General features: G+C 68.8%; 16 protein-coding genes, 1 tRNA gene and 3 pseudogenes. 10 read left to right on the top strand and 10 right to left on the bottom strand.

Features of this window, described 5'->3' with window-relative positions; genetic code table 11:
- Window positions 1–97: 97 nt before the first annotated feature.
- Entirely contained in the window at window positions 98–1,138 is a 1,041-nt protein-coding gene (locus tag J7E97_RS24595) for a helix-turn-helix transcriptional regulator (RefSeq protein ID WP_215031171.1), read from the top strand.
- A gap of 137 nt (window positions 1,139–1,275) precedes the next feature.
- Here the strand turns inward: J7E97_RS24595 and J7E97_RS24590 are convergent, their stop codons facing one another.
- The 4 genes from J7E97_RS24590 to dnaK form a co-directional block, all read right to left on the bottom strand.
- Window positions 1,276–1,722 carry a heat shock protein transcriptional repressor HspR gene (locus J7E97_RS24590; RefSeq protein WP_215031169.1) on the bottom strand — a complete coding sequence of 149 codons (447 nt, stop codon included), beginning with the start codon at window positions 1,720–1,722 and terminating at the stop codon, window positions 1,276–1,278.
- A gap of 1 nt (window position 1,723) precedes the next feature.
- Window positions 1,724–2,917 carry a molecular chaperone DnaJ gene (dnaJ, locus tag J7E97_RS24585; RefSeq protein ID WP_215031167.1) on the bottom strand — a complete coding sequence of 398 codons (1,194 nt, stop codon included), beginning with the start codon at window positions 2,915–2,917 and terminating at the stop codon, window positions 1,724–1,726.
- A 72-nt stretch (window positions 2,918–2,989) separates the two neighbouring features.
- Complete coding sequence (grpE, locus tag J7E97_RS24580) at window positions 2,990–3,655, bottom strand: nucleotide exchange factor GrpE (protein ID WP_215031165.1); 666 nt, start codon at window positions 3,653–3,655, stop codon at window positions 2,990–2,992.
- Window positions 3,655–5,505, bottom strand: a complete 1,851-nt coding sequence (gene dnaK, locus J7E97_RS24575; protein ID WP_215031163.1) for a molecular chaperone DnaK — start codon at window positions 5,503–5,505, stop codon at window positions 3,655–3,657. Before dnaK ends, grpE begins: the two co-directional genes overlap by 1 nt.
- Window positions 5,506–5,722: 217 nt before the next feature.
- On the opposite strand from dnaK, the gene J7E97_RS24570 reads away from it, so the two are divergent.
- Window positions 5,723–6,256, top strand: coding sequence for a sugar transferase (locus J7E97_RS24570; protein ID WP_215031161.1), 534 nt, complete (start codon window positions 5,723–5,725; stop codon window positions 6,254–6,256).
- 131 nt (window positions 6,257–6,387) lie between these two features.
- Complete coding sequence (locus J7E97_RS24565; protein WP_251055076.1) at window positions 6,388–8,937, top strand: 4Fe-4S dicluster domain-containing protein; 2,550 nt, start codon at window positions 6,388–6,390, stop codon at window positions 8,935–8,937.
- 86 nt (window positions 8,938–9,023) lie between these two features.
- On the opposite strand, the gene J7E97_RS24560 is transcribed toward J7E97_RS24565, so the two are convergent.
- Window positions 9,024–10,109, bottom strand: a complete 1,086-nt coding sequence (locus J7E97_RS24560; RefSeq protein WP_215031159.1) for a hypothetical protein — start codon at window positions 10,107–10,109, stop codon at window positions 9,024–9,026.
- Window positions 10,110–10,354: 245 nt separating this feature from the next.
- Here J7E97_RS24560 and J7E97_RS24555 point away from each other — a divergent pair, with 245 nt between their 5' ends.
- Window positions 10,355–11,284 (top strand): Yip1 family protein, encoded by a 930-nt coding sequence (locus tag J7E97_RS24555; protein ID WP_215031157.1) that lies wholly within the window; start codon window positions 10,355–10,357, stop codon window positions 11,282–11,284.
- 133 nt (window positions 11,285–11,417) lie between these two features.
- Here the strand turns inward: J7E97_RS24555 and J7E97_RS24550 are convergent, their stop codons facing one another.
- On the bottom strand, window positions 11,418–11,915 hold the full coding sequence (locus J7E97_RS24550) for a phosphoribosyltransferase (RefSeq protein WP_215031154.1): 498 nt from the start codon (window positions 11,913–11,915) through the stop codon (window positions 11,418–11,420).
- A complete protein-coding gene (gene dcd / locus J7E97_RS24545) occupies window positions 11,912–12,499 on the bottom strand; it encodes a dCTP deaminase (RefSeq protein ID WP_215031151.1) in 588 nt (195 codons plus the stop codon). The genes J7E97_RS24550 and dcd overlap by 4 nt, the downstream gene beginning before the upstream one ends.
- A 533-nt stretch (window positions 12,500–13,032) precedes the next feature.
- On the opposite strand from dcd, the gene J7E97_RS24540 reads away from it, so the two are divergent.
- A tRNA-Gly gene (locus tag J7E97_RS24540) sits at window positions 13,033–13,103 on the top strand.
- A gap of 356 nt (window positions 13,104–13,459) precedes the next feature.
- The gene (locus tag J7E97_RS24535) at window positions 13,460–14,956 is read left to right on the top strand and encodes a hypothetical protein (protein ID WP_215031148.1); all 1,497 of its coding nucleotides are present in this window, start codon (window positions 13,460–13,462) and stop codon (window positions 14,954–14,956) included.
- A gap of 30 nt (window positions 14,957–14,986) precedes the next feature.
- Here the strand turns inward: J7E97_RS24535 and J7E97_RS24530 are convergent.
- Window positions 14,987–15,175 (bottom strand): annotated as a pseudogene (locus tag J7E97_RS24530) (JmjC domain-containing protein); the annotation flags it as partial.
- Window positions 15,176–16,957: 1,782 nt separating this feature from the next.
- On the opposite strand from J7E97_RS24530, the gene J7E97_RS24525 reads away from it, so the two are divergent.
- Both J7E97_RS24525 and J7E97_RS36205 read left to right on the top strand, forming a co-directional pair.
- On the top strand, window positions 16,958–17,236 hold the full coding sequence (locus J7E97_RS24525) for a hypothetical protein (protein ID WP_215031145.1): 279 nt from the start codon (window positions 16,958–16,960) through the stop codon (window positions 17,234–17,236).
- Between the two features lie 375 nt (window positions 17,237–17,611).
- Window positions 17,612–17,736: pseudogene (locus J7E97_RS36205) on the top strand (deaminase); the annotation flags it as partial.
- A gap of 64 nt (window positions 17,737–17,800) precedes the next feature.
- Here the strand turns inward: J7E97_RS36205 and J7E97_RS24520 are convergent.
- Together J7E97_RS24520 and J7E97_RS24515 are read right to left on the bottom strand one after the other, a co-directional pair.
- Complete coding sequence (locus J7E97_RS24520; protein ID WP_215031142.1) at window positions 17,801–18,802, bottom strand: hypothetical protein; 1,002 nt, start codon at window positions 18,800–18,802, stop codon at window positions 17,801–17,803.
- 815 nt (window positions 18,803–19,617) lie between these two features.
- Window positions 19,618–20,021: pseudogene (locus tag J7E97_RS24515) on the bottom strand (hypothetical protein); the annotation flags it as partial.
- Between the two features lie 132 nt (window positions 20,022–20,153).
- Between J7E97_RS24515 and J7E97_RS24510 the strand changes: the two are divergent.
- Window positions 20,154–21,965 carry a polymorphic toxin-type HINT domain-containing protein gene (locus J7E97_RS24510; RefSeq protein ID WP_215031139.1) on the top strand — a complete coding sequence of 604 codons (1,812 nt, stop codon included), beginning with the start codon at window positions 20,154–20,156 and terminating at the stop codon, window positions 21,963–21,965.
- Window positions 21,962–22,354, top strand: coding sequence for a DUF6188 family protein (locus J7E97_RS24505; RefSeq protein ID WP_215031136.1), 393 nt, complete (start codon window positions 21,962–21,964; stop codon window positions 22,352–22,354). Before J7E97_RS24510 ends, J7E97_RS24505 begins: the two co-directional genes overlap by 4 nt.
- The last annotated feature ends 105 nt before the right edge of the window (window positions 22,355–22,459 follow it).

Here is a 22,459-nt window from a genome sequence, read left to right as displayed (position 1 = left end):
GCTTCGTCCTCACTTGATGGAATCCTCTCCCCCGCGTGACAGACGATGGCTCATTCAGGCACGTCAGTGCCACAGGGACGATGCATCATGTTCTTACATGTTCAGGACCCTGGGGGGTGGAGATTTGCCAAGAAACGACACAAATCAGACACATCCCCACCCCGTCACGTCGATGTGCGACGAGGGAGCGCGGCTCTACGCCGTCGCCCTGAGCACCGGCCGGGTGGCCCGCGCCGAGATCGAGCACGCCCCCTGCCTGCTCGAATTCGCTCTGCTCCAGCCCGACCCGGATGACGTCAACCAGCTTCGCGCGGTTCCCCCGTCCGTCGCACTCGCACAACGTCTCCATCCGCTCGAACGTGAGATCCAGGACCGGCGGCGCGTCGCCGTGGACCTCACCGATGCATTCGAGCCGTTCCTCACCATCAGCGCGCAGAGTCCGGCAAACACCCACGCCATCACCGTGCTGGAGGGCCTGGAACAGATCAACGCCGCCCTCGATCTGGCCACTGCCGAGTGTCACACGGAGATGCTGACGGTCCAGCCCGGCGGGGGCCGGTCCTCCTTCGTCCTCACGGAGGCCCTGGAGCGGGACGCGCCGCTCATCGACCGCGGGGTGAGCATCCGCACCCTCTACCAGCACACCGCGCGGCACAGCCAGGGCATCCTCGCGTACGTCGACCGCATCTCCACGGGCAAGGTGGAGGTGCGCACGCTGGAAGAACTCATCGAGCGCCTCATCGTCTTCGACCGTACCGTGGCGTTCATCCCCGCCAGCGACGACCGGCGCGTGGCACTGGAGCTGCGCCACCCCGGGCTGGTGGCCTATCTCATCAAGGTGTTCGAACAACTGTGGCGCCGTGCGGTGCCGTTGCGCGAAGAGGTGACGTACACCCACAAGCCGGATGGTATCTCCGGCGTGCAGCGCTCCATCGCCCAACTCCTCATCGAGGGGCACGTGGACGAGGCGATCGCGCGCCGGCTCGGGATGAACGTACGGACCTGCCGCGCCCACATCGCCAAGCTGGCGACCGCGCTGGGCAGCGGCAGCCGCGCGCAGCTCGGCTTCCTCATCGCCGAGTCGGGGATCCTCAAGGAAACCGGGCGGCTGGCCGCACCGCACGCGGATGAGGCGTAGGGAAAAGGCGTAGGGAAAGGCGTACGAAGGGGCGTACGGAGGCCCGGGCGGGCGCCGACGGACGCGGAGACACCGTGAAGCCCGAAGGCCCCGCTCGCACGGCGAGCGGGGCCTTCGGGCTTCACGCCGAACCGACGTCAGTCCAGGGGGCGCTTGGGGCGCCAGACGACCAGCGCGTTGCCCGGCACCGGCGGCTGGTACGGGACCAGGTCCCGCCGGTACGAGGCGTGTACCTGGGCCTCGCGCTGCTGGAGGACGGCGGCGGCGCCGTCGACCGCGGCGGAGAGCTCGGCCACGCGCTGCTGGAGCGCGGCGACCTGGTTCTCCAGCTCGATGATCCGCTTGATGCCCGCCAGGTTGATGCCCTCGTCCTGGGACAGCGCCTGCACCGTGCGGAGCAGTTCGATGTCGCGGGCCGAGTAGCGCCGGCCGCGCCCGGCCGTACGGTCCGGGGAGACCAGGCCGAGGCGGTCGTACTGGCGCAGGGTCTGCGGGTGCAGGCCCGAGAGCTGGGCGGCCACCGAGATCACGTAGACCGGGGTGTCGTCGGTGAGCTGGTAATGGCTCCTACGGCGGCCGTCCATGTCATGCTCCCTTCGCGGACTCGAACAGCGCGGAGCGCGGGTCCTCGGACTCCGTCGCCTCGCGGAACAGCTCCAGGGCCTCGCGGGCCTTGTCGTTCAGCTCGGTCGGGACCGCGACCTCCACCGTCACGAGCAGATCGCCGCGGGTGCCGTCCTTGCGGACCGCGCCCTTGCCGCGGGCCCGCATCGTGCGGCCGCCCGGGGTGCCCGGAGGCAGCTTCAGCGTCACCGGGGGGCCGTTCAAGGTCGGGACCTTGATGTCGGCTCCCAGCGCCGCCTCGGCGAAGGTCACCGGAACGGTCACCGTGAGGTTGTCGTCCTTGCGGCCGAAGACCGGGTGGGCGTCGACGTGGACGACGACGTACAGGTCCCCGGCGGGGCCGCCGCGCTCGCCCGGAGCGCCCTTGCCGCGCAGCCGGATCCGCTGGGAGTCGGCGACCCCCGCCGGGATCCGGACCTGCATGGTGCGGGAACTTCGGGCCCGGCCGCTGCCCTTGCAGATGTCGCAGGGGGTCTCGGCGATCAGGCCGCGGCCCTTGCAGTCGGCGCAGGGGTCCGTCAGCGAGAAGCCGCCGCCGCTGCCCCGGGATACCTGGCCGGTGCCGACGCAGGTCGGGCACACGCGGGGCGTGCCGTTCTTGTCGCCGGTGCCCGAACAGGCCTTGCAGGGCGCCTGCGAGGACATCCGGAGCGGGACCGTGGCCCCGTCCACCGCCTCCGTGAAGGAGAGGGTGACCTCCGATTCGATGTCCTGGCCGCGGCGCGGCTGGATACGGGTCCCCGTACCGGCGCCGGCTCCGCCGCGGTTGAACAGGCCGCCGAAGACATCGCCCAGGCCGCCGCCGAAGCCGCCGCCCGCACCGCCTCCGGCGCCCGGGTGGGTGCCCCCGAAGAGGTCACCGAGGTCGAAGTTGAACGAACCGCCGCCCCCGCCCGGCCCGGGGCGGAAGCCTCCGTTGCCGAACAGGGCGCGGGCCTCGTCGTACTCCTTGCGCTTCTTCGCGTCGCCGAGGATGTCGTTCGCCTCGGAGATCTCCTTGAAGCGCGCCTCGGCCGAGGCGTCGCCCTTGTTGGCGTCCGGGTGGAACTCGCGGGCGAGCTTCCGGTACGCCTTCTTGATCTCGGCCTCGGTGGCGTCCTTCGGGACACCGAGAACCTTGTAGTAGTCCTTCTCGACGAAGTCCTTCGTGCTCATCCCCGGTGTCCCTCCTCTCGCACTTCTGGCACTTCTCGTACTTCTCGTACTTCTGCTGCTACGTGTTCAGCGTCAGCCCTCGTCGGGGGCATCCGCGTCCTTGTCCGACGGGGCCTCGGCTTCCGCCGCCTCGGACTTCGGCGCCGTGCCCGGCTGGGGCTCGGCCACCGCGACCCGCGCGGGACGGATCGTACGCTCGCCGATCCGGTAACCCGGCTGCAGGATCGCCACGCAGGTGTCCTCAGTGACGTCCGGCGCGTACGAGTGCATCAGGGCCTCGTGGATCGTCGGGTCGAAGGGCTCGCCCTCCTTGCCGAACTGCTGCAGGCCCATCTTGGCCGCGGCGGTCTCCAGCGATTCGGCCACCGACTTGAAGCCGCCGACCAGTTCGCCATGCTCCCGCGCCCGGCCGATGTCGTCCAGGGTCGGGAGGAGCTCCGTCAGGAGGGACGCGACCGCGATCTCCTTGACGGCGATCCGGTCCCGCTCCACCCGGCGGCGGTAGTTCTGGTACTCCGCCTGGAGCCGCTGGAGGTCCGCGGTGCGCTCGCCGAGCGCGGTACGGGCCTGGTCCAGCTGGGCCAGGAGAGCTACGTCCGGTGCTGCTGCGGAGTCCCCGGCCGGGGCCGCGGCCTCCTCCGTGGAGGAAGCTGCGGCCTTCGGCTCGGCGGCGTCGTCAGGCGCGGCGTCGGCGGGGACTTCGGGCTTCTCCTCGAAACCCGGGGTCTCCTCCGACATCAGGCAGCGCCGCCCTTCGGCTTCTCGTCGTCGACGATCTCGGCGTCGACGACGTCGTCGTTGGCGTCGGCGTGGCCCGCGTCACCGGTCGGCGCGCCGCCGGCGGCCTGAGCGGCCTGGGCGTCGGCGTAGATCGCCTGGCCGAGCTTCTGGCTGACGGCAGCGAGCTTCTCGGTCGCGGTGCGGATCTCGGCGGTGTCCTCGCCCTTGAGCTTTTCCTTCAGCTCGGCGATGGAGGCCTCCACCTCGTCCTTGACCTCGGCCGGGACCTTGTCCTCGTTGTCCTTGACGAACTTCTCCGTCTGGTAGACGAGCTGCTCGCCCTGGTTGCGGGACTCGGCCGCCTCCTTGCGGCGCAGGTCCTCGTCCGCGTACTGCTCCGCCTCCTGGCGCATGCGGTCGACCTCGTCCTTGCCGAGCGAAGAGCCGCCGGTGACGGTCATCTTCTGCTCCTTGCCCGTGCCGAGGTCCTTGGCGGTCACGTGCATGATGCCGTTCGCGTCGATGTCGAAGGAGACCTCGATCTGCGGGACGCCACGCGGGGCCGGCGGCAGGCCGGTCAGCTCGAACATGCCGAGCTTCTTGTTGTACGCCGCGATCTCGCGCTCGCCCTGGTAGACCTGGATCTGCACGGACGGCTGGTTGTCCTCGGCCGTCGTGAAGATCTCGGACCGCTTGGTCGGGATCGTGGTGTTGCGCTCGATGAGCTTGGTCATGATGCCGCCCTTGGTTTCGATACCGAGGGACAGCGGGGTCACGTCGAGGAGCAGGACGTCCTTGACCTCACCCTTGAGCACGCCCGCCTGGAGGGTCGCGCCGATGGCGACGACCTCGTCCGGGTTGACGCCCTTGTTGGCGTCCTGACCGCCGGTGAGCTCCTTGACGAGCTCGGCGACGGCCGGCATGCGGGTGGAGCCGCCGACCAGGACCACGTGGTCGATCTCGGACAGGTTGATGCCCGCGTCCTTGATGACGTTGTGGAACGGCGTCTTGCAGCGGTCCAGCAGGTCCGCGGTCAGCTGCTGGAACTGCGAGCGCGTGAGCTTCTCGTCCAGGTGCAGCGGGCCCTCGGCGGACGCCGTGATGTAGGGCAGGTTGATCGAGGTCTCCGTGGAGGAGGACAGCTCGATCTTCGCCTTCTCGGCGGCCTCGCGCAGACGCTGGAGCGCCATCTTGTCCTTGGCCAGGTCGACGCCGTGGCCGTTCTGGAACTGCTTCACGAGGTAGTCGACGACGCGCTGGTCCCAGTCGTCGCCACCGAGGTGGTTGTCACCGTTGGTGGCCTTGACCTCGACGACGCCGTCACCGATCTCGAGGAGCGACACGTCGAAGGTGCCGCCACCGAGGTCGAAGACGAGAATGGTCTGGTCGTCCTTGTCGAGGCCGTAGGCCAGGGCGGCGGCGGTCGGCTCGTTGACGATGCGCAGGACGTTGAGGCCCGCGATCTCACCGGCTTCCTTCGTCGCCTGACGCTCGGAGTCGTTGAAGTAGGCCGGGACGGTGATGACCGCGTCCGTGACCTTCTCGCCCAGGTACGCCTCGGCGTCGCGCTTCAGCTTCTGCAGGATGAAGGCGCTCATCTGCTGCGGGTTGAAGTCCTTGCCATCCAGGTTGATCTTCCAGTCAGTGCCCATGTGGCGCTTGACGGAGCGGATGGTCCGGTCCACGTTCGTGACCGCCTGGCGCTTGGCCACCTCGCCGACGAGGACCTCGCCGTTCTTGGCGAAGGCGACGACGGACGGCGTGGTCCTGGCGCCCTCGGCGTTGGTGATGACGGTGGGCTCGCCGCCTTCCAGAACGCTGACGACGGAGTTAGTGGTGCCCAGGTCGATGCCGACCGCACGTGCCATTTTGATTCCTCCAGCTGACTTGAGTGGAACAGACTCAAGGATGCCGGATCGCTTCGCCGACGTCAACAGAGGTGAGCCGAGGGGGCTCAACCTTTAGGCTGCGCTTACGCGCAACTAGCCGGGACCCGCCGCCGGCCCCCGCGCGGCCACAGCCGAACGGGGCACCGTGGCCGCGCGCCACCGCACCACCGCCCGGGGCGTACGGCACGGTGCTGGCATGCCTCTGCTGCTCCGCCTCCCCGCCCGGCCGGGTCTACGGCCGGCCGCACCACCGGCCAAGCGGGTCCTCGACCTGGTGGGATCGGTGCTCCTGCTCGGGGCGCTCCTCGTACCGCTGCTGCTGATCGCCGGCCTGCTGTACGCGGCCCAGGGCGGGCGGGTCCTCGTACGCGAAGAGGCGGCGGGGGCCGACGGGCGGCCGTACCGGGCCTGGCGGTTCCGGGTCGGCAAGGGTCGGGCCGGGGAGGCCCTCGAGCGGTGCGCGCTGGACGGGCTCCCGCAGCTGCTCAATGTGGCGCGGGGGGAGATGTCGCTGGTCGGGCCGCGTCCGGAGCCCCGGGCCGACCGGCCCGAGCGGCTCCTCGTACGCCCCGGGATGACCGGGCTGTGGCAGGTGAGCGCGCGTTCGGACCTACCGTGGGAGGAGATGGACCTGCTGGACCGACACTATGTGGAGAACCACTGGCTGGGGATGGACCTGGCGATCCTCGCGCAGACGCCGCGGGCGGCCTGGCGGCACAGGCGGCCGTGAGGCGGACCGCGGCACGGGCGAGCGACGCAGATCACCGCGCGCTCGGCTACATTGCGGCGTCGGGACTGGGTAACCTCAAGCCTTGACTGGATAAGTTACCGCTTAGTAAGTGCCGCCCGAGGAGCCTTCCCATGCAACTCGCCGCGATCATCGTGTCGCTGGTCCTGACCGTGGTCGGCGTCGCGCTGCTCGCCCGAGCCGTGGCGCAGATCTACCGCTTCGTGAAGCTCGGAACGCCCGTACCGGCCGGCAGCCGTACGGACGATCCGAAAGCACGAACGCTCACCCTGGTCCGGGAGTTCCTCGGCCACAGCCGGATGAACCGCTGGGGCCTCGTCGGCTTCGCGCACTGGTTCGTCGCCATCGGCTTCCTCACCCTGCCGCCCACCCTGGTCCAGGCGTACGGGCAGCTCTTCGAGGCCGACTGGGTGCTGCCGATCATCGGCGGCTTCCTGCCGTTCGAGCTCTACATCGAGTTCATCGGCCTGATGACGGTGCTCGGCATCGTCATCCTGATGGGCATCCGCCTGGCGTCGCTGCCCTCGCGGGCCGGCCGCAAGTCGCGCTTCACCGGCTCGAAGGCCTGGCAGGCGTACTTCGTCGAGTACATCATCCTCACCATCGGCCTCGCCATCCTGTGCCTGCGCGGCCTCGAGGGTGCGATCCACCACGTGGACGCGTACGAGCCTGCGTACTTCGTCTCGTACCCGCTGGTCCTGGCCTTCAAGGGGCTCGCGGCGGGCACGCTGCAGAACGCCATCTACTTCACCGCGATGATCAAGATCGGCACCTCGCTGATCTGGATGATCGTAGTCTCGCTCAACACCAACATGGGTGTCGCCTGGCACCGCTTCCTCGGCTTCCCGAACATCTGGTTCAAGCGGAACGCTGACGGCGCGGTCGCGCTCGGCGCGCTCCAGCCCATGACCAGCGGCGGCAAGGTCATCGACTTCGAAGACCCGGGCGAGGACGACGTCTTCGGCGTCTCCCAGGTCGAGCAGTTCTCTTGGAAGGGCATCCTCGACTTCTCCACGTGCACCGAGTGCGGCCGCTGCCAGTCGCAGTGCCCGGCCTGGAACACCGGCAAGCCGCTGTCCCCGAAGCTGCTGATCATGTCCCTGCGCGACCACGCGCACGCCAAGGCCCCGTACCTGCTCGCGGGCGGCGGCAAGGACATGGAGGGCAACGAGAAGGCCACGCCCGAGCAGTTGGCCAACGTGCCCGCCTCGGCCCTCGCGGAGGCCGAGCGCCCCCTGATCGGCACCGCCGAGGAGAACGGCGTCATCGACCCGGACGTCCTGTGGTCGTGCACGAGCTGCGGTGCGTGCGTCGAGCAGTGCCCCGTGGACATCGAGCACATCGACCACATCGTCGACATGCGGCGCTACCAGGTGATGATCGAGAGCGCGTTCCCGTCCGAGGCGGGCACGATGCTCAAGAACCTGGAGAAGAAGGGCAACCCCTGGGGCCTCGCGAAGAAGCAGCGGGTGGAGTGGACCAAGGAGGTGGACTTCGAGGTCCCGATCATCGGCAAGGACGCGGAGGACCTCTCGGAGTTCGACTACCTCTACTGGGTCGGCTGCGCCGGCGCGCTGGAGGACCGGGCGAAGAAGACCACCAAGGCCTTCGCGGAGCTGCTGAACATCGCGGGCGTCAAGTTCGCGATCATGGGCGGCGACGAGAAGTGCACCGGTGACTCGCCGCGCCGCCTGGGCAACGAGCCGCTGTTCCAGCAGCTCGGCCAGGAGAACGTGGCCATGCTGAACATGGCGTTCGGCGAGGACGGCGAGGACCCGTCGACGAAGAAGCCGAAGTCGGCGAAGCGGATCGTCTCGACCTGCCCGCACTGCTTCAACACGATCGCCAACGAGTACCCGCAGCTGGGTGGCGAGTACGAGGTCATCCACCACACGCAGCTGCTCCAGCACCTGATCGACGAGGGCCGGCTCACCCCGGTCACCCCGGTCGACGGGCTGATCACGTACCACGACCCGTGCTACCTCGGCCGCCACAACAAGGTCTACTCGCCGCCGCGCGAGATCATGTCGGCCGTGCCGGGCCTGCGGCAGCAGGAGATGCACCGCCACAAGGAGCGGGGCTTCTGCTGTGGCGCCGGTGGCGCGCGGATGTGGATGGAGGAGCGGATCGGCAAGCGCATCAACAACGAGCGCGTCGACGAGGCCCTGTCCCTGAACCCGGACATCGTCTCGACGGCCTGCCCGTTCTGCCTGGTGATGCTGACCGACTCGGTCAACGGCAAGAAGAACGACGGCCAGGCGAAGGAACACGTCCAGGTGGTGGACGTGGCGCAGCTGCTGCTGGAGTCGGTGAAGACGCCGGAGGTGGTGGTGGAGCCGGAGCCGGTCGAGGAGCCGGTGGTGGAGCCGGAGCCGGCGGAGGAACCGGTGGCTGAGGCTCCGAAGGCTGCGGCTGCGGCTGCGGTGGTTGAGGCTCCGAAGGCGGAGGCGAAGCCTGGTGAGGCCGAGGCTCCGAAGGCGGAGGCTGCGAAGGCCGAGACTCCGGCTCCGGCTCCGGCTCCGGCTGTGGCTCCGGCGGAAGCCGAGCCGAAGGCGGAAGAGGCTCCGGCGGAAGCCGAGCCGAAGGCGGAAGAGGCTCCGGCCGAAGCCGAGCCGAAGGCGGAGGTCCCGGCGGAGCCGGAGACCGAGGCCGAGGCGAAGTAACCCGCGCTGCGCGAACGCCGGAACGCCCGCCCCCACAGGGGGCGGGCGTTCCGGCGTTCGGGACCACCTAGGTCAGGCGGACCCGGTCAGGCCCGATCGCCCCGGCTGCGACGCAGCACCGCGAAGCCGAGGCCCGCCGCGCCCACCGCGGCCATGCCCCCGCCGGCCGCCAGCAGCAGCGGGGTGTCCGTGCCGTCCGACACCGGCGCGACGCCCTCCGCACCGGCCTTCACGCCGCCCTTCGGCACGACCCGCTCGCCCGACTTCTTCACGTCCGGCTTCGCGTCCTTCTCAGCGTCCTTCTTGGCGTCGAGCTTCGCGTCCTTCGTCACGCCCTTGCCGGCTTCGACCTCGTACCGCTCGATCAGCTTGCCGCTGCCGAAGTCGTACACCCAGCTGTTCCCGCCGTTCTTGCCGTCGATGACGACGAACTTCACGCGGTTCCCGTCCCGGACCAGCTTGTACGTCCAGCCGCCGTTCATCACACTCGGGCGCTTCAGGTCGATGGTGCCGAGGTCGTTCCCGTTCGGCGTCGAGATGACGGCGCGCTTGCCGTCCGGGCCGTCGATCAGCTTCGCGATCCGCCCGTCGGGCATGGTCACCCGTACCGACGACACCTTCTTCTCGACCGGCTTGGGCTTCTCCACCGGCTTGGGCTTCTCGACCGGCTTGGGCTTCTCGACCGGCTTCGGCGCGCCCTCGATCCACGAGGTCACCGTGCCGTTCGGCTGGAGGACGACGTGCAGCCCGTTGTTCTGGCCGTAGGCAGCCGCGCCGCCCTTGCTGACCAGGGTGTCCAACTCGACGTCGCCGGAGAAGACATCGGCCTCGAAGTGGTCGGCGCCGAGCTTGTAGACCTTGGCGACCGACCCGTCGGCCAGCTTCACGGTGGTGACGTAGGCCCGTACCGACGGCTTGGACGGCTCGGCGGGCGGGGTGGTCGGCGGCGTGGTCGGCGGGACCCTCGGGTCGACCTGCGGATCCACCTGCGGATCCACCTGCGGGTCGACCGTCGGGTCCACGGACGGCTGGTCGATGCCGGGCAGGACCTGGGGCTCCGGAACGGCCGGGGAGTCCGCGAAGGCGGAACCGACGGGGAGGGCCAGGACGACGGCCGCACCGGCGACGACTGCGGCGGTACGGAGGGTGGTCCGGCGGCGGGGGCTGCGCATGTCAGGGACTCTTTCTCGTGGTGCGTGGCGGCGACGTCCACGAAGCTACGGGCCCGTTATGTCCGTTTTCCCTCGGCCGTGTAACGGCGGGCCGCAGACTGTCGCGCGGCCACGTAAACCACCCTCAGAAGGCCCCCTACGCACCCCCCGGGTACCCCCTAGGGGATGTCACAGGTCAGCCGCAAAGGGGGCTTCTTCCGGCACCCCGGCCACCGGGCCCCTCCGGAGCGGGTACTTTCGATCACGTGGCTGGATTCAGGATCGGACGCGGCCGGGACAACAACCGCACCCCGCAACAACCCCCGCGGCAGCAGCCGTACGGTCAGCAGCAGGCGCCCCACCAGGCGCCTCAGGCGCCCGCACCGTACGGCCAGCAGCCCTACGCTCCCCAGCAGTGGCCCCAGCAGGCCGCCGCCGGGGGCCAGGGCGAGCCCGAATACTTCGACCCGCACGGCGGGCAAGGGCACGGGCACGGACAGGGGCAAGGTCCGGGATACGGGCCGGGTCCCGGCGCCGGGAACCCGAGCGACGCCCCCGGGTACACCCAGGCCTTCGCCATCGGCGAGGACCCGTACCCGTACAACCAGGGCGCCATGTACCAGGCGGGCGCGGCCCAGGCCGCCGTTCCCGCCGGCCCGCGGCTGCCGTGGAAGGAACTGCTGCGCGGCATCGTGACGCGGCCTGGGCCGACCTTCCTCCAGATGCGCGACTACGCCGTCTGGGGTCCGGCGCTGATCGTGACCTTCCTCTACGGCCTGCTCGCGGTCTTCGGCCTCGACGACGCCCGCAAGGACGTCATCAACGCGACCCTCTCGAAGGCCGTCCCGATCGTGCTGTCGGCGGGCGTGGCCTTCGTGATCTGCGGCCTGATCCTCGGCGCCGTCACGCACACCCTGGCCCGCCAACTGGGCGGCGACGGGTCCTGGCAGCCGACCGTCGGACTGTCGATGCTCGTCATGACCCTCACCGACGTGCCGCGCCTGCTGTTCGCGATGTTCCTCGGCGGCGACAACATGCTCGTACAGGTGCTGGGCTGGGCCACCTGGGTGGCGGCCGGCGCGCTCCTCACCTCACTGATCGCCGCATCGCACGACCTGGCGTGGCCGAAGGCCCTGGGCGCGTCGGCGATCCAGCTGGTCGCCCTGCTGTCGATCATCAAGCTGGGCACGATCTAGCGCACGCACGTACGCCTGCGTCCGCACGCAGGAAACGAAAAGGGGCCCGCCGCGCGAAACCGCGGCGGGCCCCTCTCGTCTTCGTCCGTCTGCACGGCGCTGCGCTGCGCTGGGCTGCGCTGCTCAGGGCTGCTCAGGCGTCGAGGACCTGTCCCTCACGCTTCACCACGGGCGGTTCGACCGACCAGGGGAAGTTGATCCACTCGTCGGTCTTCTTCCACACGTACTCGCACTTCACGAGCGAGTGCGACTTCTCGTAGATCACGGCCGAGCGGACCTCGGCGACGTGGCCGAGGCAGAAGTCGTGGACCAGCTTCAGCGTCTTGCCGGTGTCGGCGACGTCGTCGGCGATCAGGACCTTCTTGTTGGTGAAGTCGATCGCCTCGGGGACGGGCGCCAGCATGACCGGCATTTCCAACGTGGTCCCCACACCGGTGTAGAACTCGACGTTCACCAGGTGGATGTTCTTGCAGTCCAGCGCGTACGCCAGACCGCCGGCGACGAAGACGCCGCCACGGGCGATGCTGAGGATGATGTCGGGCTCGTAGCCGTCGTCGGCGATGGTCTGCGCCAGCTCGCGCACCGCCCGCCCGAACCCGTCGTAGTCCAGGTTCTCGCGTACGTCGCTCATGCCTCGTGCCTCACCTGGGTGCGGTGGAAGTTCTGGAAGGACCGCGAGGCCGTCGGACCGCGCTGGCCCTGGTACCGCGACTCGTAGCGCTCGCTCCCGTACGGGAACTCCGCGGGCGAGCTGAGCCGGAACAGGCACAGCTGTCCGATCTTCATGCCCGGCCAGAGCTTGATGGGCAGCGTGGCGAGGTTCGACAGCTCGAGGGTCACGTGCCCGGAGAACCCGGGGTCGATGAAACCAGCGGTCGAGTGCGTCACCAGGCCGAGGCGGCCCAGGCTGGACTTCCCCTCCAGCCTGGAGGCGATGTCATCGGGCAACGAGATGACCTCGTACGTCGAGGCCAGCACGAACTCACCCGGGTGGAGGATGAACGCCTCGTCCCCCTCCGGCTCGACCATCCGGGTCAGATCCGGCTGCTCGGTGGCGGGGTCGATGTGGGCGTAGCGGTGATTCTCGAACACCCGGAAGAACCGGTCGAGACGTACATCGATGCTGGAGGGCTGCACCATCGACTCGTCGAATGGGTCGATGCGAACCCGTCCGCAGTCGATCTCGGCCCGGATGTCTTTGTCAGAGAGAAGCACGTCCCGAGGATACGCAGAGCGCGCGGACCACCCCAATCGAGGCGGCCCCCCGCGCGCCGACGCCCAAACCGTCTCTTCCGGTCCGGGCGACCGCGGGCCCGGCCGACAAGATCCGAAAGAAACGACCTACCGCCTACCGCCTACCGCTTCGCCGCCGCACCCACGGGCACGGCATGGCGCAACCGCGCGCAGCGCGGGCACCGCAACAGCCGTCCCGGCCCGATCCGGCCGGCACCGAGGTGCTGCAGCGGAAACGAAGCGGTGCTGAATACGTGCCCTTCGGCACAACGGACGACGGTGTGCTCCATCGAGTCCCTTTCCCCAACCAGCTGTACTGCGACGAATCGCCACATTAGGGGATGAAGACGACCCACTCCAGCCGCCGCTCCGCACGCACAAGGTACGCCCCAACTCCCGCCCCCACGACCCCCCGTGCACCACACACGCGTGACCACTCGGGCGGGCGAATTCACCGGGGAGCGATCATGGGGTAGGCTGAGAAACGATACGGCTCCAGACAACCGGACCACCGTGCGGATGTAGTTTAATGGTAGAACATGAGCTTCCCAAGCTTATAGCGCGGGTTCGATTCCCGTCATCCGCTCTTGAACGAAGGCCCAGGTCAGCGACCTGGGCCTTCTTCATTGTCTAGACCTCTCAGCCCCTGCCGTGCCCCCCGCGTGCCCCAACTGCCTTGATCGCCCTGGCCGGAGGCCGCTCGACGCACCACGTGCACCACACGGACAGGCCGCCGCCTCGAACCGCGAGACGCATTTCATGTGTCCCGCGCCACTTCGCGATGCTTGGGTGTGAATTTGCGCTGCCAAAGCGGCAGTTGTCGCTCCCCCGCCATCTGCTCTGACCGCAACGGTCCTGGCGTCGCCCTACTGCCACAGCCGCAGGGTCACCCGGATGCCCATGTCGGCTGCGGCCCTCTCGCATCACGCCGATCCTGAGGGCATGACGTCCAGCGGACCGCAGGTCATCGTGCACGCACCGGACAGCCGAGGGCTGCGCGAGGTCGGCGTCGCGGGCAGGACCGTGGGTCGGGCGTGGTCACCCCGGGACCTCCGGCGGGTGTTGCGGCGAGCGGGGGTGCCCGCGGAGGTCGACCTCGGCCATCCCGGGCAGGTCCGATGGCGGGCCGACCCGAACCTGTGGCCGGACCGTCCCTGGTGGAGGCGCATCCAAGCCTGTCTCATGATCCTCGGGCTCCTTGCATCCGCCGCCGTGCTCTTCCGGGTGGGGCTGACGGACACCCTCAAAGCACTGACCTTCGGCGGGCGGGTCATGGGTGTGGTGTTCCTGGCCGGCGCGGTGGTGGAGACGGTCGCGGCTGCGGCGGTCTTCGACTACTGGGACAAGCGAACCACCCGGTATGCGGGGCAATGCGTCCTGCTGGGGGTCGTCATCGTGGCCGTCACCAGTCTGATGTTCCTGATCCTGCAGTGGGAAGGCGGCTATCACGCCGGGTTGTTCTGGCTCTGGGTCTCCCTGGTGGTGTGGTCCGTCTGGGCACTGTGGGAAGTGAGCCGGCACAAGGTCTGGCGGGGGATTCCGCACCCGAAGAGCTTTGCGACCGGCGTCGCCCTTTCGGCTCTCATCGGTTCCGCGAGCGTGGCGTACTCCGCCATGTACACGCCGTACGTCGCCCCGCCCAAGGTCCCCTTCATGGTCTCCTTCGGGAAGCCGACCCTGAACGCCGCCCGCACCAGCCTGTACGTACCGGCGCACCTCACGTTCCGCAACGAGGGATCCATCAGCATCTTCGTCGTCGGAACCCAGTGGTCGGCCACGATCTGGCCGAGCACCTTCCGGGAGAAGGGCACCGGGCTGACGAGGTGGCGGGACGAACTGGGAAGCGGCTGGGACACCAACCGCCACGAGGACTTCGATGCCCCGGCCCGCCTGCTCGCGGCAGGACAGATCACCTCCGCGGGAAGCCGCCTCGACCCCGGTGACGACTTCTCGAAGGAGGCCGTCATCGAAGTGCCGCTGAAGGAATCCGGTCAGGGGCGCGTCCAGCTGGCCGCGACGATCTCGTTCATCCGGGCCGATCGCTGCAAGCTCGCCAACAGCTACCCGCAGTCGATCGCATACTCCTGGGACACGGACTCCGCCGATCGCAAGCACCTCTGGGACGCCCCACCGTGGCTCGCGGACCCGGGCGACGACTTCTTCCGCTACACGTCCAGGATCTACCGCAGCAGCGCGATCATGAACATGACCCAGGCTCCCGACTGGGCGGCCATGTGGTGGGTCATCCCGAAATGGCGCGAGGGTGACCTCTTCGCTCCGGGAGACACCATCCCCTACATGCAGGTCCACATCGCCCGCGACCCGGACAGCCGCGAAGTGCTCAGCGAGGACGAGCAGGAGCCCTACGGGATGAAGACCAGATCGACGGCAGTCGACCAACCGGTTGCCCTGCTTCGCCAGGCCGCCGAGAAGCCATAACGTCGACCGAGACCCCGCCAGCGACTGCGGAGTGCCCTGGTCGGCGCTCACCGCGTGCCACCAGCCGCGCGGTAGATAGAGCGAGTCACCGGCCGTCAGGACGATGTCCTCGATCGGCTCGCCCGTCGGGGCCTCAGGGGCTTCGACGTCCCGCCATGCCGGGGCCTGCCGGGTGGGGCCGTAGATCTTCCACCGCTTGGAGCCTTCGAGTTGGAGGACCCAGCGAAGGGGTTGATGGAGAAGCTCAGTTTCGGCTCACGACTCGGCCTCGTCATGGTCATCGCCGCAAGCGCGACGAACTCGTCCGTCGGCTCCCACATGGTGCTGAACACCTCGCTCCAGCACCTGAGATCCGGCAGATCGGTCCCGCTGACATCCACGACCAAGATGGTCGGCGTGAGTTTCGACTGCCTCACCTTCCGCTTCTCCCGCATTACGTTGCGCGCGACTTCCTGTGCCGTCGCGATCATGTGAGGGCTGTTGTACGGGGCCGCCATCGTGCTGCGGCCCTCGTTCGGCGTGATCCGGATGGTCACCCACGCGGCAGGTATCCCGTCCTCAGGTCTGGCTGGCGCGGCCTCCACCCTCATGGATGTGACCCCTGACCCTCCGCCGGGCAGCAGGAAGGCTTCGATGATCTCCCTGCGCACCTTGTCCCGGATCGCTACGGGAGGGATGGGTTCAGTGGATGTGGTCACTACCGCCGGCAGACCTCGCGCCCGGAGCCCCGCACGCAACTCGCGGGTCAGGCTGTCCAAGCTCTTCGGTCGACGCGAGCTGATCTCGATGCCGAAACGCATCGCGCTCGCGTCGAGAAGCAGGTCGGGCCCCTCGGCTCTGTTGAACCCGAACGGCACACCGCTCTCCGCAAGGTGCGAAGCAACCGTAAGTTCGGCTCGGTGCGTAAGGAAGAACTCCATGCCTTCCGCGCTCTGATCCCAGAACCGCCGGAAGTCTTGCCGCTTCGCTTCGAGCCCGTCAGGCCGGACCCGCTCAAGAATGGCCAGGGTCTCTTCGATCGCAGTCAGGATGGGGCTTCGCCACCACGCGTGGACGACGCCCCGAAAGCGGTTCGGACGCTCCGCCTCGAAGTACCAACGCAGTGGGTGGGTCGGGACTCCGTCCATCCACCGGCTCAGAACTGGAAGGCCAATCTCGCTCCGGTCAACCATCCAACGATCCTACGAGCCCGCCAGTCCCACATGCCGTCCACATGCCATCAAGTTGTGGCACTGGGTTCGGACGTGCTGCAGGACTGCACGTATCCCGACACCGACACGGCTCGGGCCCAGCCGCCGCCCTCCGGCACCTCGCCCAGCACTGGCTGACGGCAGCAGCCTGATTGCGCCTGCAAGGTCGCCGGGAGTTCGCCGCCGTCGGATCCCGAGCTACCTGTGTGACCGAGTCAGTTTGTCCCACCGCCTAAGCACGTGCAGGGGGGCGTGCCCCAGCCGTGCCCTTAGGGGCCGTAAACAGTGGTTATCACGGGTGCGGCCGAGGCCCTGCGGAGGCCTGGATGCACAGGTGCTTTCCCAGGTCAAAGGCCCTATAGGCGCCGCAGACGGCAGTGATTCCCAAGCTTATAGCGCGGGTTCGATTCCCGTCATCCGCTCTTCCAAGAAGGCCCAGGTCACCGACCTGGGCCCTCTTCGTTGTCTAGACCTCTCCCGCCCCGCGTGCCATTCGCGTGCCATAACCCCTGATGGCGCTCCAGATTACTCGCCGAGTCGCTGCTGGCTTCGCGGGGGAGGGCGTCCGCGCGTTAGGCAGGCACCCCGTTTCGACGCGGCCGCCCTCCCCACCGCTCTGGACTTCCTCGCCTCGGCGCAGAAGCAGGACGTCGGCTGGGCCTGCACTGCTCCACTCGAATCCGACAACGACACCACGGGCGACACCCTGCTCGCGCTGGCCGGAGCCGACCGCGCGGACCGGGCCTCTCCGACTGGTACCTCCCGCCGTCCTACGGCGCCGCCGAGACCGGGTCGGCGCTTGCCCCGTACCGTGCCAGCCGCACCGCCACCCCGGCACGCCTGGCTTCCCAGCGGGCCGACGGCGGCTGGCCCCGTATCCCGGACGAGCCCTACTCCAGCCCCGACGGCCACCGGCCTGGCCCTCACCGCCCTCACCGCCGGCGGACTCGGCCCGCAGGACACCGCCGTCGCACACGGGCTGCGCTTATCCGCGCTGGTCAGCAGCCTGTACCAGGACCCCGCCCTGCTCGCCTTCCTCACCACCGTGCTGGGCAGCGAGGTCAGCGCGATGCGGGACCCCGTCGAGTGACATGTCTTGAACATCCTCCACCTGGAGGGCGACACCCCTGGCGCCCACACCGACGACCACCCCCCCTCGCCCTGGTCCTCTTCTCGAATCCCCACCCACCCCGACGACGGCGGCCTGCTGGAATTCCACCCCGGACACCCTGGCCTCGACGGCCTGGACAACGCAGCCTCCCAGCGCGCACGCCACCGTCCGGGCGAGGGCTACTCGAGTGACACTCCAGCCGACCGCCCGGGGGGCGTGCCCCATCCGTGCCTTCAGAGCGGTGAACATGCCGAGGGTGATGAGTGGGCGGGGGATGGCTTCGCGTGCGTGACGGCGTAGACCAGTGGCGATGTCGCTGCGCCGGGTCCTGAATTCCCACAACAGTCGCTGTGACGCAACAAGTTCGGGCCTCAGTGCGGCCCTGGCAGGACTACGGGTGGCAGGGCTGGTGGGGTGATGAGCCGCCGTTGCACTCCCCGGTGTTCGTCATGACCCACCACCGGCGTCCTTCGTTCACACGGAACCGCAGTTGTTCCGGCGGGCCGGAGGCCAGCTCAGGGAGCGGCCGGTGCACGACCGCACCTAGCTCGCGAGCGCCTTGAACAGGCCGCGGATCTCGTCCTCGTCCGCGATCACCGGCAGGGTGTCGAAGTAGAGCTCCCACTCGCCCTTCGGGCCAATGCGCTCGACGATCCCGAAGGGGATGTCGGTGCCCTTGGGGTCGGTGCCGTTGGGGTCGGTCATCGTGCCATGCCACTCGATGTAGGTGGTGGTGCGGCCGAAGGCGACCTGGCCCGCCTTGAACTCGACGTCGGCGTTCTCGAACAGCCGCTGCAGATAGGCGGTCTTGCCCTCCTGGGTGGTCAGCGACCGGTCCAGGCCGGGCCCGGCCAGCTTGGCGTTGCCGGTACGGGCGGCCAGCGCGGCAGCGTCCCCGCTGTTCCAGGCGGCGAGGCGGGCGGGGATTTCCTGGGCGTGGAACCGGTCGGGGGCCGCTCCGCGCGCGCCGGGGCCGGTCGGGTCGGCGATGCCGGCGAAGAGGGGGCGGGGCCGCTGAGACTCGGGCAAGACCTGGAACAGTTCGTAGCGGTCGTAATAGCGGCGGGCCTGGATGGTCTTGCCGTCATCGCCGAGGACGTTGCGGGCGATCTGCGGGTGGCTGACCTTGTGGCCCTTGAGGGTGACCGTGTTCTGCTGACCGAACATCATCACGGCGCCGTCGGCGACCACGTTCGTGCCGCGGAAGCGGAGGTCCGGCGCAAGGCGGAGCGAGTTGCTGATCGAGGCTCCGATCACTTCGTGGCCGCGCTGGGGCTTGCCGCCGGCCTCCCAGAGGCTGGCCTCCTCGTCGAAGATGTCCAGGTAGGTCTGGAGGCTGGGGGCCTCGCCGAAGACGATCTGCCGCTTCATGAAGGCGCAGGCGTTCGGGGTGATCCGCCCTTCGAGCCGGTCTACCTTCTCTCGGACCTCGGCGCACTCGCCGCCCTCGGCGGTGGCGGTGGCCGGCGCGGCACCGATGGTGAGGCCTGCGAGGAGAGTGGCCGCCGCGAACACTCCGGTGCGCGTGTACCGCCGCATGTTCATGTCGTTCCCCGTTCGTGATCGCTTGATCGCTTCGATGGATCAAGCTTCTTCGAGGGCGCCAGAGAAAACGATTACCTCAGGTGTAATGACGGGCAGTTGACAGTGCGGATGACGACCGACCACGGATGACAGGCACTGGCACGGACCAGGTCCCGGTAGGTGCGTCCAGGCCGAGCCGACCCGCCGCCACCGGATACCGGATACGGCAGCGGAGGCGGCGGAGGCGGCGGCCTTCGCCTGCCCCGGCGGCCCCGCCATGGACATCCACGGCCTCGACCGCCGCCGCACCCTCGCCAGCGCACCTTTTGGTGGGCCTCACTTGACGACAGGCGACCCGCACAGCTTCTGGTGGAGGCCGAGCCCAGCCAGGCCTTCTGGCTGCGCGGACTCGGTGACCAAGAAGGCTGGGACCCCATGGCCCGGTCGACGAGCCCATGCGGCTGACCGGTTGCGGAAGCCATCCGGGGGCGACAGCCGCCGACCCGCGGCGCCGACTCGTAGGCATTCCGGGCGACTCAGCCCGCTCGTGGCCACCCTCATGGGGGCGTGCCCCAACCGTGCCCTTAGGAGCGGTCAACAGCGGTCAGAACCGGAGCGGGCAGAGGCTCCGGAAGACGCTCGGCAGGGATGATTTACACAGGTCAGACCCCATACGAACAATTTCCGCGCCATAGATTCCCAAGCTTATAGCGCGGGTTCGATTCCCGTCATCCGCTCCATAGAAAAGCCCCAGGTCAGCGATCTGGGGCTTGTTTATTGTCTAGACCTCGCGGCCTCACGCGCCATTCGCATATCAGAACTGCCCTATTGGGGCATCAGGCTGTTGCCCCCGGGCCCCTGCGTCGATCACCTCGTCCGGGCGGTCCGGCCTGGCGCCGGCGCCGGAAGCGGTGACACAAGCTGTGGACGGCGGCTGCGGCGTGACCCTGATGCCCGCGGCCGGCAGGCACCCGCTGGAGGCGGACGGTCGCGTCCATGCCGTCAGCGAGCCTGCGCTGGTGCTCCTTGGTGGAGTGCTGGTAGATCAGCTGAGCTCGCTCCGAGGACTGCCCCGCCCGGACCATGAGGCGAGATCGACGTCGGCGCGCCGCAGCTCGGTCAGCTCCTCCGGTCGCATCGAGGCGAAAGCTCCCAGCAGGACCATCAATCGCCAGCGGATCCATATGGCTTCGGCGAGCGCAAAGACCTGCTCGACCGTGGCCACGGACCGCTCGTCAGCCCACGGTGATGATCACGACCTTCGGTAACGTCTTAACGTGGGCCGCGACCAAGCGCATTACGCGCAAGTAACAACGGCGGCCGTCAGCCGCCGAGGGGAGCGCGGCCCCTGGGGCCGCGTCGTAGGGAACGCATGTTTCAGCACGTCAAACAGAAGATCGTCATACTCCTCACCGTCATGTGCCTGACGGTGGGGGCGGCCGGAACGGCTGCGGCCGCCGATCCGCTCGACCGCCCGCCCACCCTGTTGGAGATCGCCGCCCGGGTATCGCAGTACGCGAAGTGCAAGAACCTGCCGCTGCTGGAGCGGCCCAAGTGCGCCAAAGAGTTCGCGCTCAAGTCCATGAAGGTCGGGCTCGCCCTGGGGGTGGTCCTCTACACGTTCCAGGACGCGATGGAGGACGAAGAGCGGCCGGCGTTCGCCGAGATCACGAAGGAGGTGGCCGCCCTCCAGAAGCTGCAGCCGGAAATCCTGCTCCACCCGACGGCGGAGACGGACCCGAAGAAGCGGCGGGAGGCGCTGGAGCAGTTCGTCAAGACGTTCAAGGCGGCCAAGCCGGCCGTGGATTCGCTGCGCTCCAAGCTGGAGCTGGCCGCGCGCGTCAGCGGGACCGCGAGCGATTCGGTCGAGATGCTCGCCTTCTTGACCGCCGTCCAGTTCTTCCCGCCGGGTGAGGAGCAGCCGCCGGTCGTTGCCGACGGATCGTTCGGCCGGTGGATCGATGACGTCCTCGGCGCCCTGGACCAGATCAACCGTGGTCTCGACGAGACGAACGAGGCTCTGGACGAGATGAACGGCATCATGGTCGATGTCAACAAGAGCATCGACGGCATGAACGAGGGCCTGAAGCAGGCCAACCGGGGGATGGCCCAGCTCAACGAGGGTGTCGGCCAGATGAACCAGGGCATGGGGCAGATGAACACAGCCGTCGCCGGGTTCAACAAGGCCGCGGACAAGATCCTCGCCGTGCCGGACCTCAAGTTCGACTTCTCCCACGTCGCCGAGCGGGTCGGTGCGCACCCCCAGTCGCCCGAGGAGCGCGCCGCCGAGAACCGCAGGGTGGGCATGGTGCTCGACCTGCTCCCCGGCATCAGCAACGGCAAGGGCGTCGTGGAAGCCATCACCGGGAACGACCTGGCGACCGGTGAGCGCCTCAGCACCATCGACCGGGTCGTGGGCGGGCTCGTCGTGCTGCGCTGGGTCAAGACCGGTGGCACGCTCACCGCCGAGGCCATCCGTGCCGCCCGCAGGACGGAGAAGGTCGCCGGATGCTTCAACAGCTTCCCGGCCGGCACGCCGGTGCTGATGGGTGACGGGGCGACCCGGCCCATCGAACAGATCAAGGCCGGCGACACCGTCCTCGCGGCCGATCCCGAGACGGGTGCCGGCGGCCCCCGCCGGGTCGATGCCACGATCTACACCCCCGGCGACCGTGACTTCACCGGCATCACCGTCGGTCAGGGGACGGACCAGGGCGCCCTCACCGCCACCGACCACCACCCGTTCTGGGTGGCGAACCGCGGGCAGTGGACGGACGCCGGCGACCTCAACTCCGGCGACACCCTCCGCACGCCGGAGGGCAGCACCGTCGCGATCGACAAGGTCACGCACTGGAAGGAACTCCAGGGCGCGTACAACCTGACGGTCAACAACCTGCACACGTACTACGTGCTCGCCGGCGCCACGCCGGTCCTGGTCCACAATTCCAATGGACTGTGCAGCAGGCCGGCCGCCATCGCGAAGGCGACCGGCTATTCGGTGAAGCAGATCAAGGATGCGATCCACAAGGTGAAGGCCCAGGGAGCGTGGCGCGGGATCGGCGGCAACAAAAACCCGGACATGCTCATCGACCCCAAGACCGGAGAGGTGCACCCCCAGATGCCCGATGGCTCGCCGGGCGACAGCATCGGCAACATCTTCGACCACCTGCCGGACCTGCCGTGATCGAGGACCTCGGCGACCGCTGGCTCATCGGACTGCGGGGCACCCCGGTGCTGGCCGTCCGCCGTACGGAAGCGGCCCTCTCGGTGACGTTCGCCGACGAGGTGGTGCTCACGGTCGCCGGCCCCGCACTCCTGACGGAGGGGCCGGTGACCGCTCCGGGGGCCGCAGCGGTCACCGGTGACGGGTGGGGCCGGCTCGTCGGCTCCACCGTCCTGTCGGCGGTCGCGTTCAAGTCCGGTGCGCTGCGCTTGGTGTTCAGTACGGGCCACCACCTGAACGTCCGGGGCGCGGAACCCGGGACGGAGGCGTCTCTGCAGAAGCCCGGAGTGTTCTGCTGGTCGTGCCGTCAGGGGGTCAGCGCCATGGAGACTCTCGGGGCGCAGGACTAGGTCCTGTTTGGAGTTCAGATCATGGGTGTGGTGCGATGCTGCGGAGCCAGAGCATCGCACCACACAGATGCAGGCCGGCCTCGTAGCTCTCTGGTGTCTTGTCGA

Source organism: Streptomyces sp. ISL-66, from assembly GCF_018614135.1.
In the GTDB taxonomy this organism is placed as follows: Bacteria; Actinomycetota; Actinomycetes; order Streptomycetales; family Streptomycetaceae; genus Streptomyces.
This window is presented reverse-complemented; position numbering and strand designations above follow the sequence as displayed.

Bases quoted from the DNA above. Each gene is read 5' to 3' on its own strand.
- J7E97_RS24595 (WP_215031171.1), top strand. From the start codon at position 98: ATGTTCAGGACCCTGGGGGGTGGAGATTTGCCAAGAAACGACACAAAT.
- J7E97_RS24590 (WP_215031169.1), bottom strand. From the start codon at position 1,722: ATGGACGGCCGCCGTAGGAGCCATTACCAGCTCACCGACGACACCCCG.
- dnaJ (WP_215031167.1), bottom strand. From the start codon at position 2,917: ATGAGCACGAAGGACTTCGTCGAGAAGGACTACTACAAGGTTCTCGGT.
- grpE (WP_215031165.1), bottom strand. From the start codon at position 3,655: ATGTCGGAGGAGACCCCGGGTTTCGAGGAGAAGCCCGAAGTCCCCGCC.
- dnaK (WP_215031163.1), bottom strand. From the start codon at position 5,505: ATGGCACGTGCGGTCGGCATCGACCTGGGCACCACTAACTCCGTCGTC.
- J7E97_RS24570 (WP_215031161.1), top strand. From the start codon at position 5,723: ATGCCTCTGCTGCTCCGCCTCCCCGCCCGGCCGGGTCTACGGCCGGCC.
- J7E97_RS24565 (WP_251055076.1), top strand. From the start codon at position 6,388: ATGCAACTCGCCGCGATCATCGTGTCGCTGGTCCTGACCGTGGTCGGC.
- J7E97_RS24560 (WP_215031159.1), bottom strand. From the start codon at position 10,109: ATGCGCAGCCCCCGCCGCCGGACCACCCTCCGTACCGCCGCAGTCGTC.
- J7E97_RS24550 (WP_215031154.1), bottom strand. From the start codon at position 11,915: ATGAGCGACGTACGCGAGAACCTGGACTACGACGGGTTCGGGCGGGCG.
- J7E97_RS24535 (WP_215031148.1), top strand. From the start codon at position 13,460: ATGACGTCCAGCGGACCGCAGGTCATCGTGCACGCACCGGACAGCCGA.
- J7E97_RS24520 (WP_215031142.1), bottom strand. From the start codon at position 18,802: ATGAACATGCGGCGGTACACGCGCACCGGAGTGTTCGCGGCGGCCACT.
- J7E97_RS24510 (WP_215031139.1), top strand. From the start codon at position 20,154: ATGTTTCAGCACGTCAAACAGAAGATCGTCATACTCCTCACCGTCATG.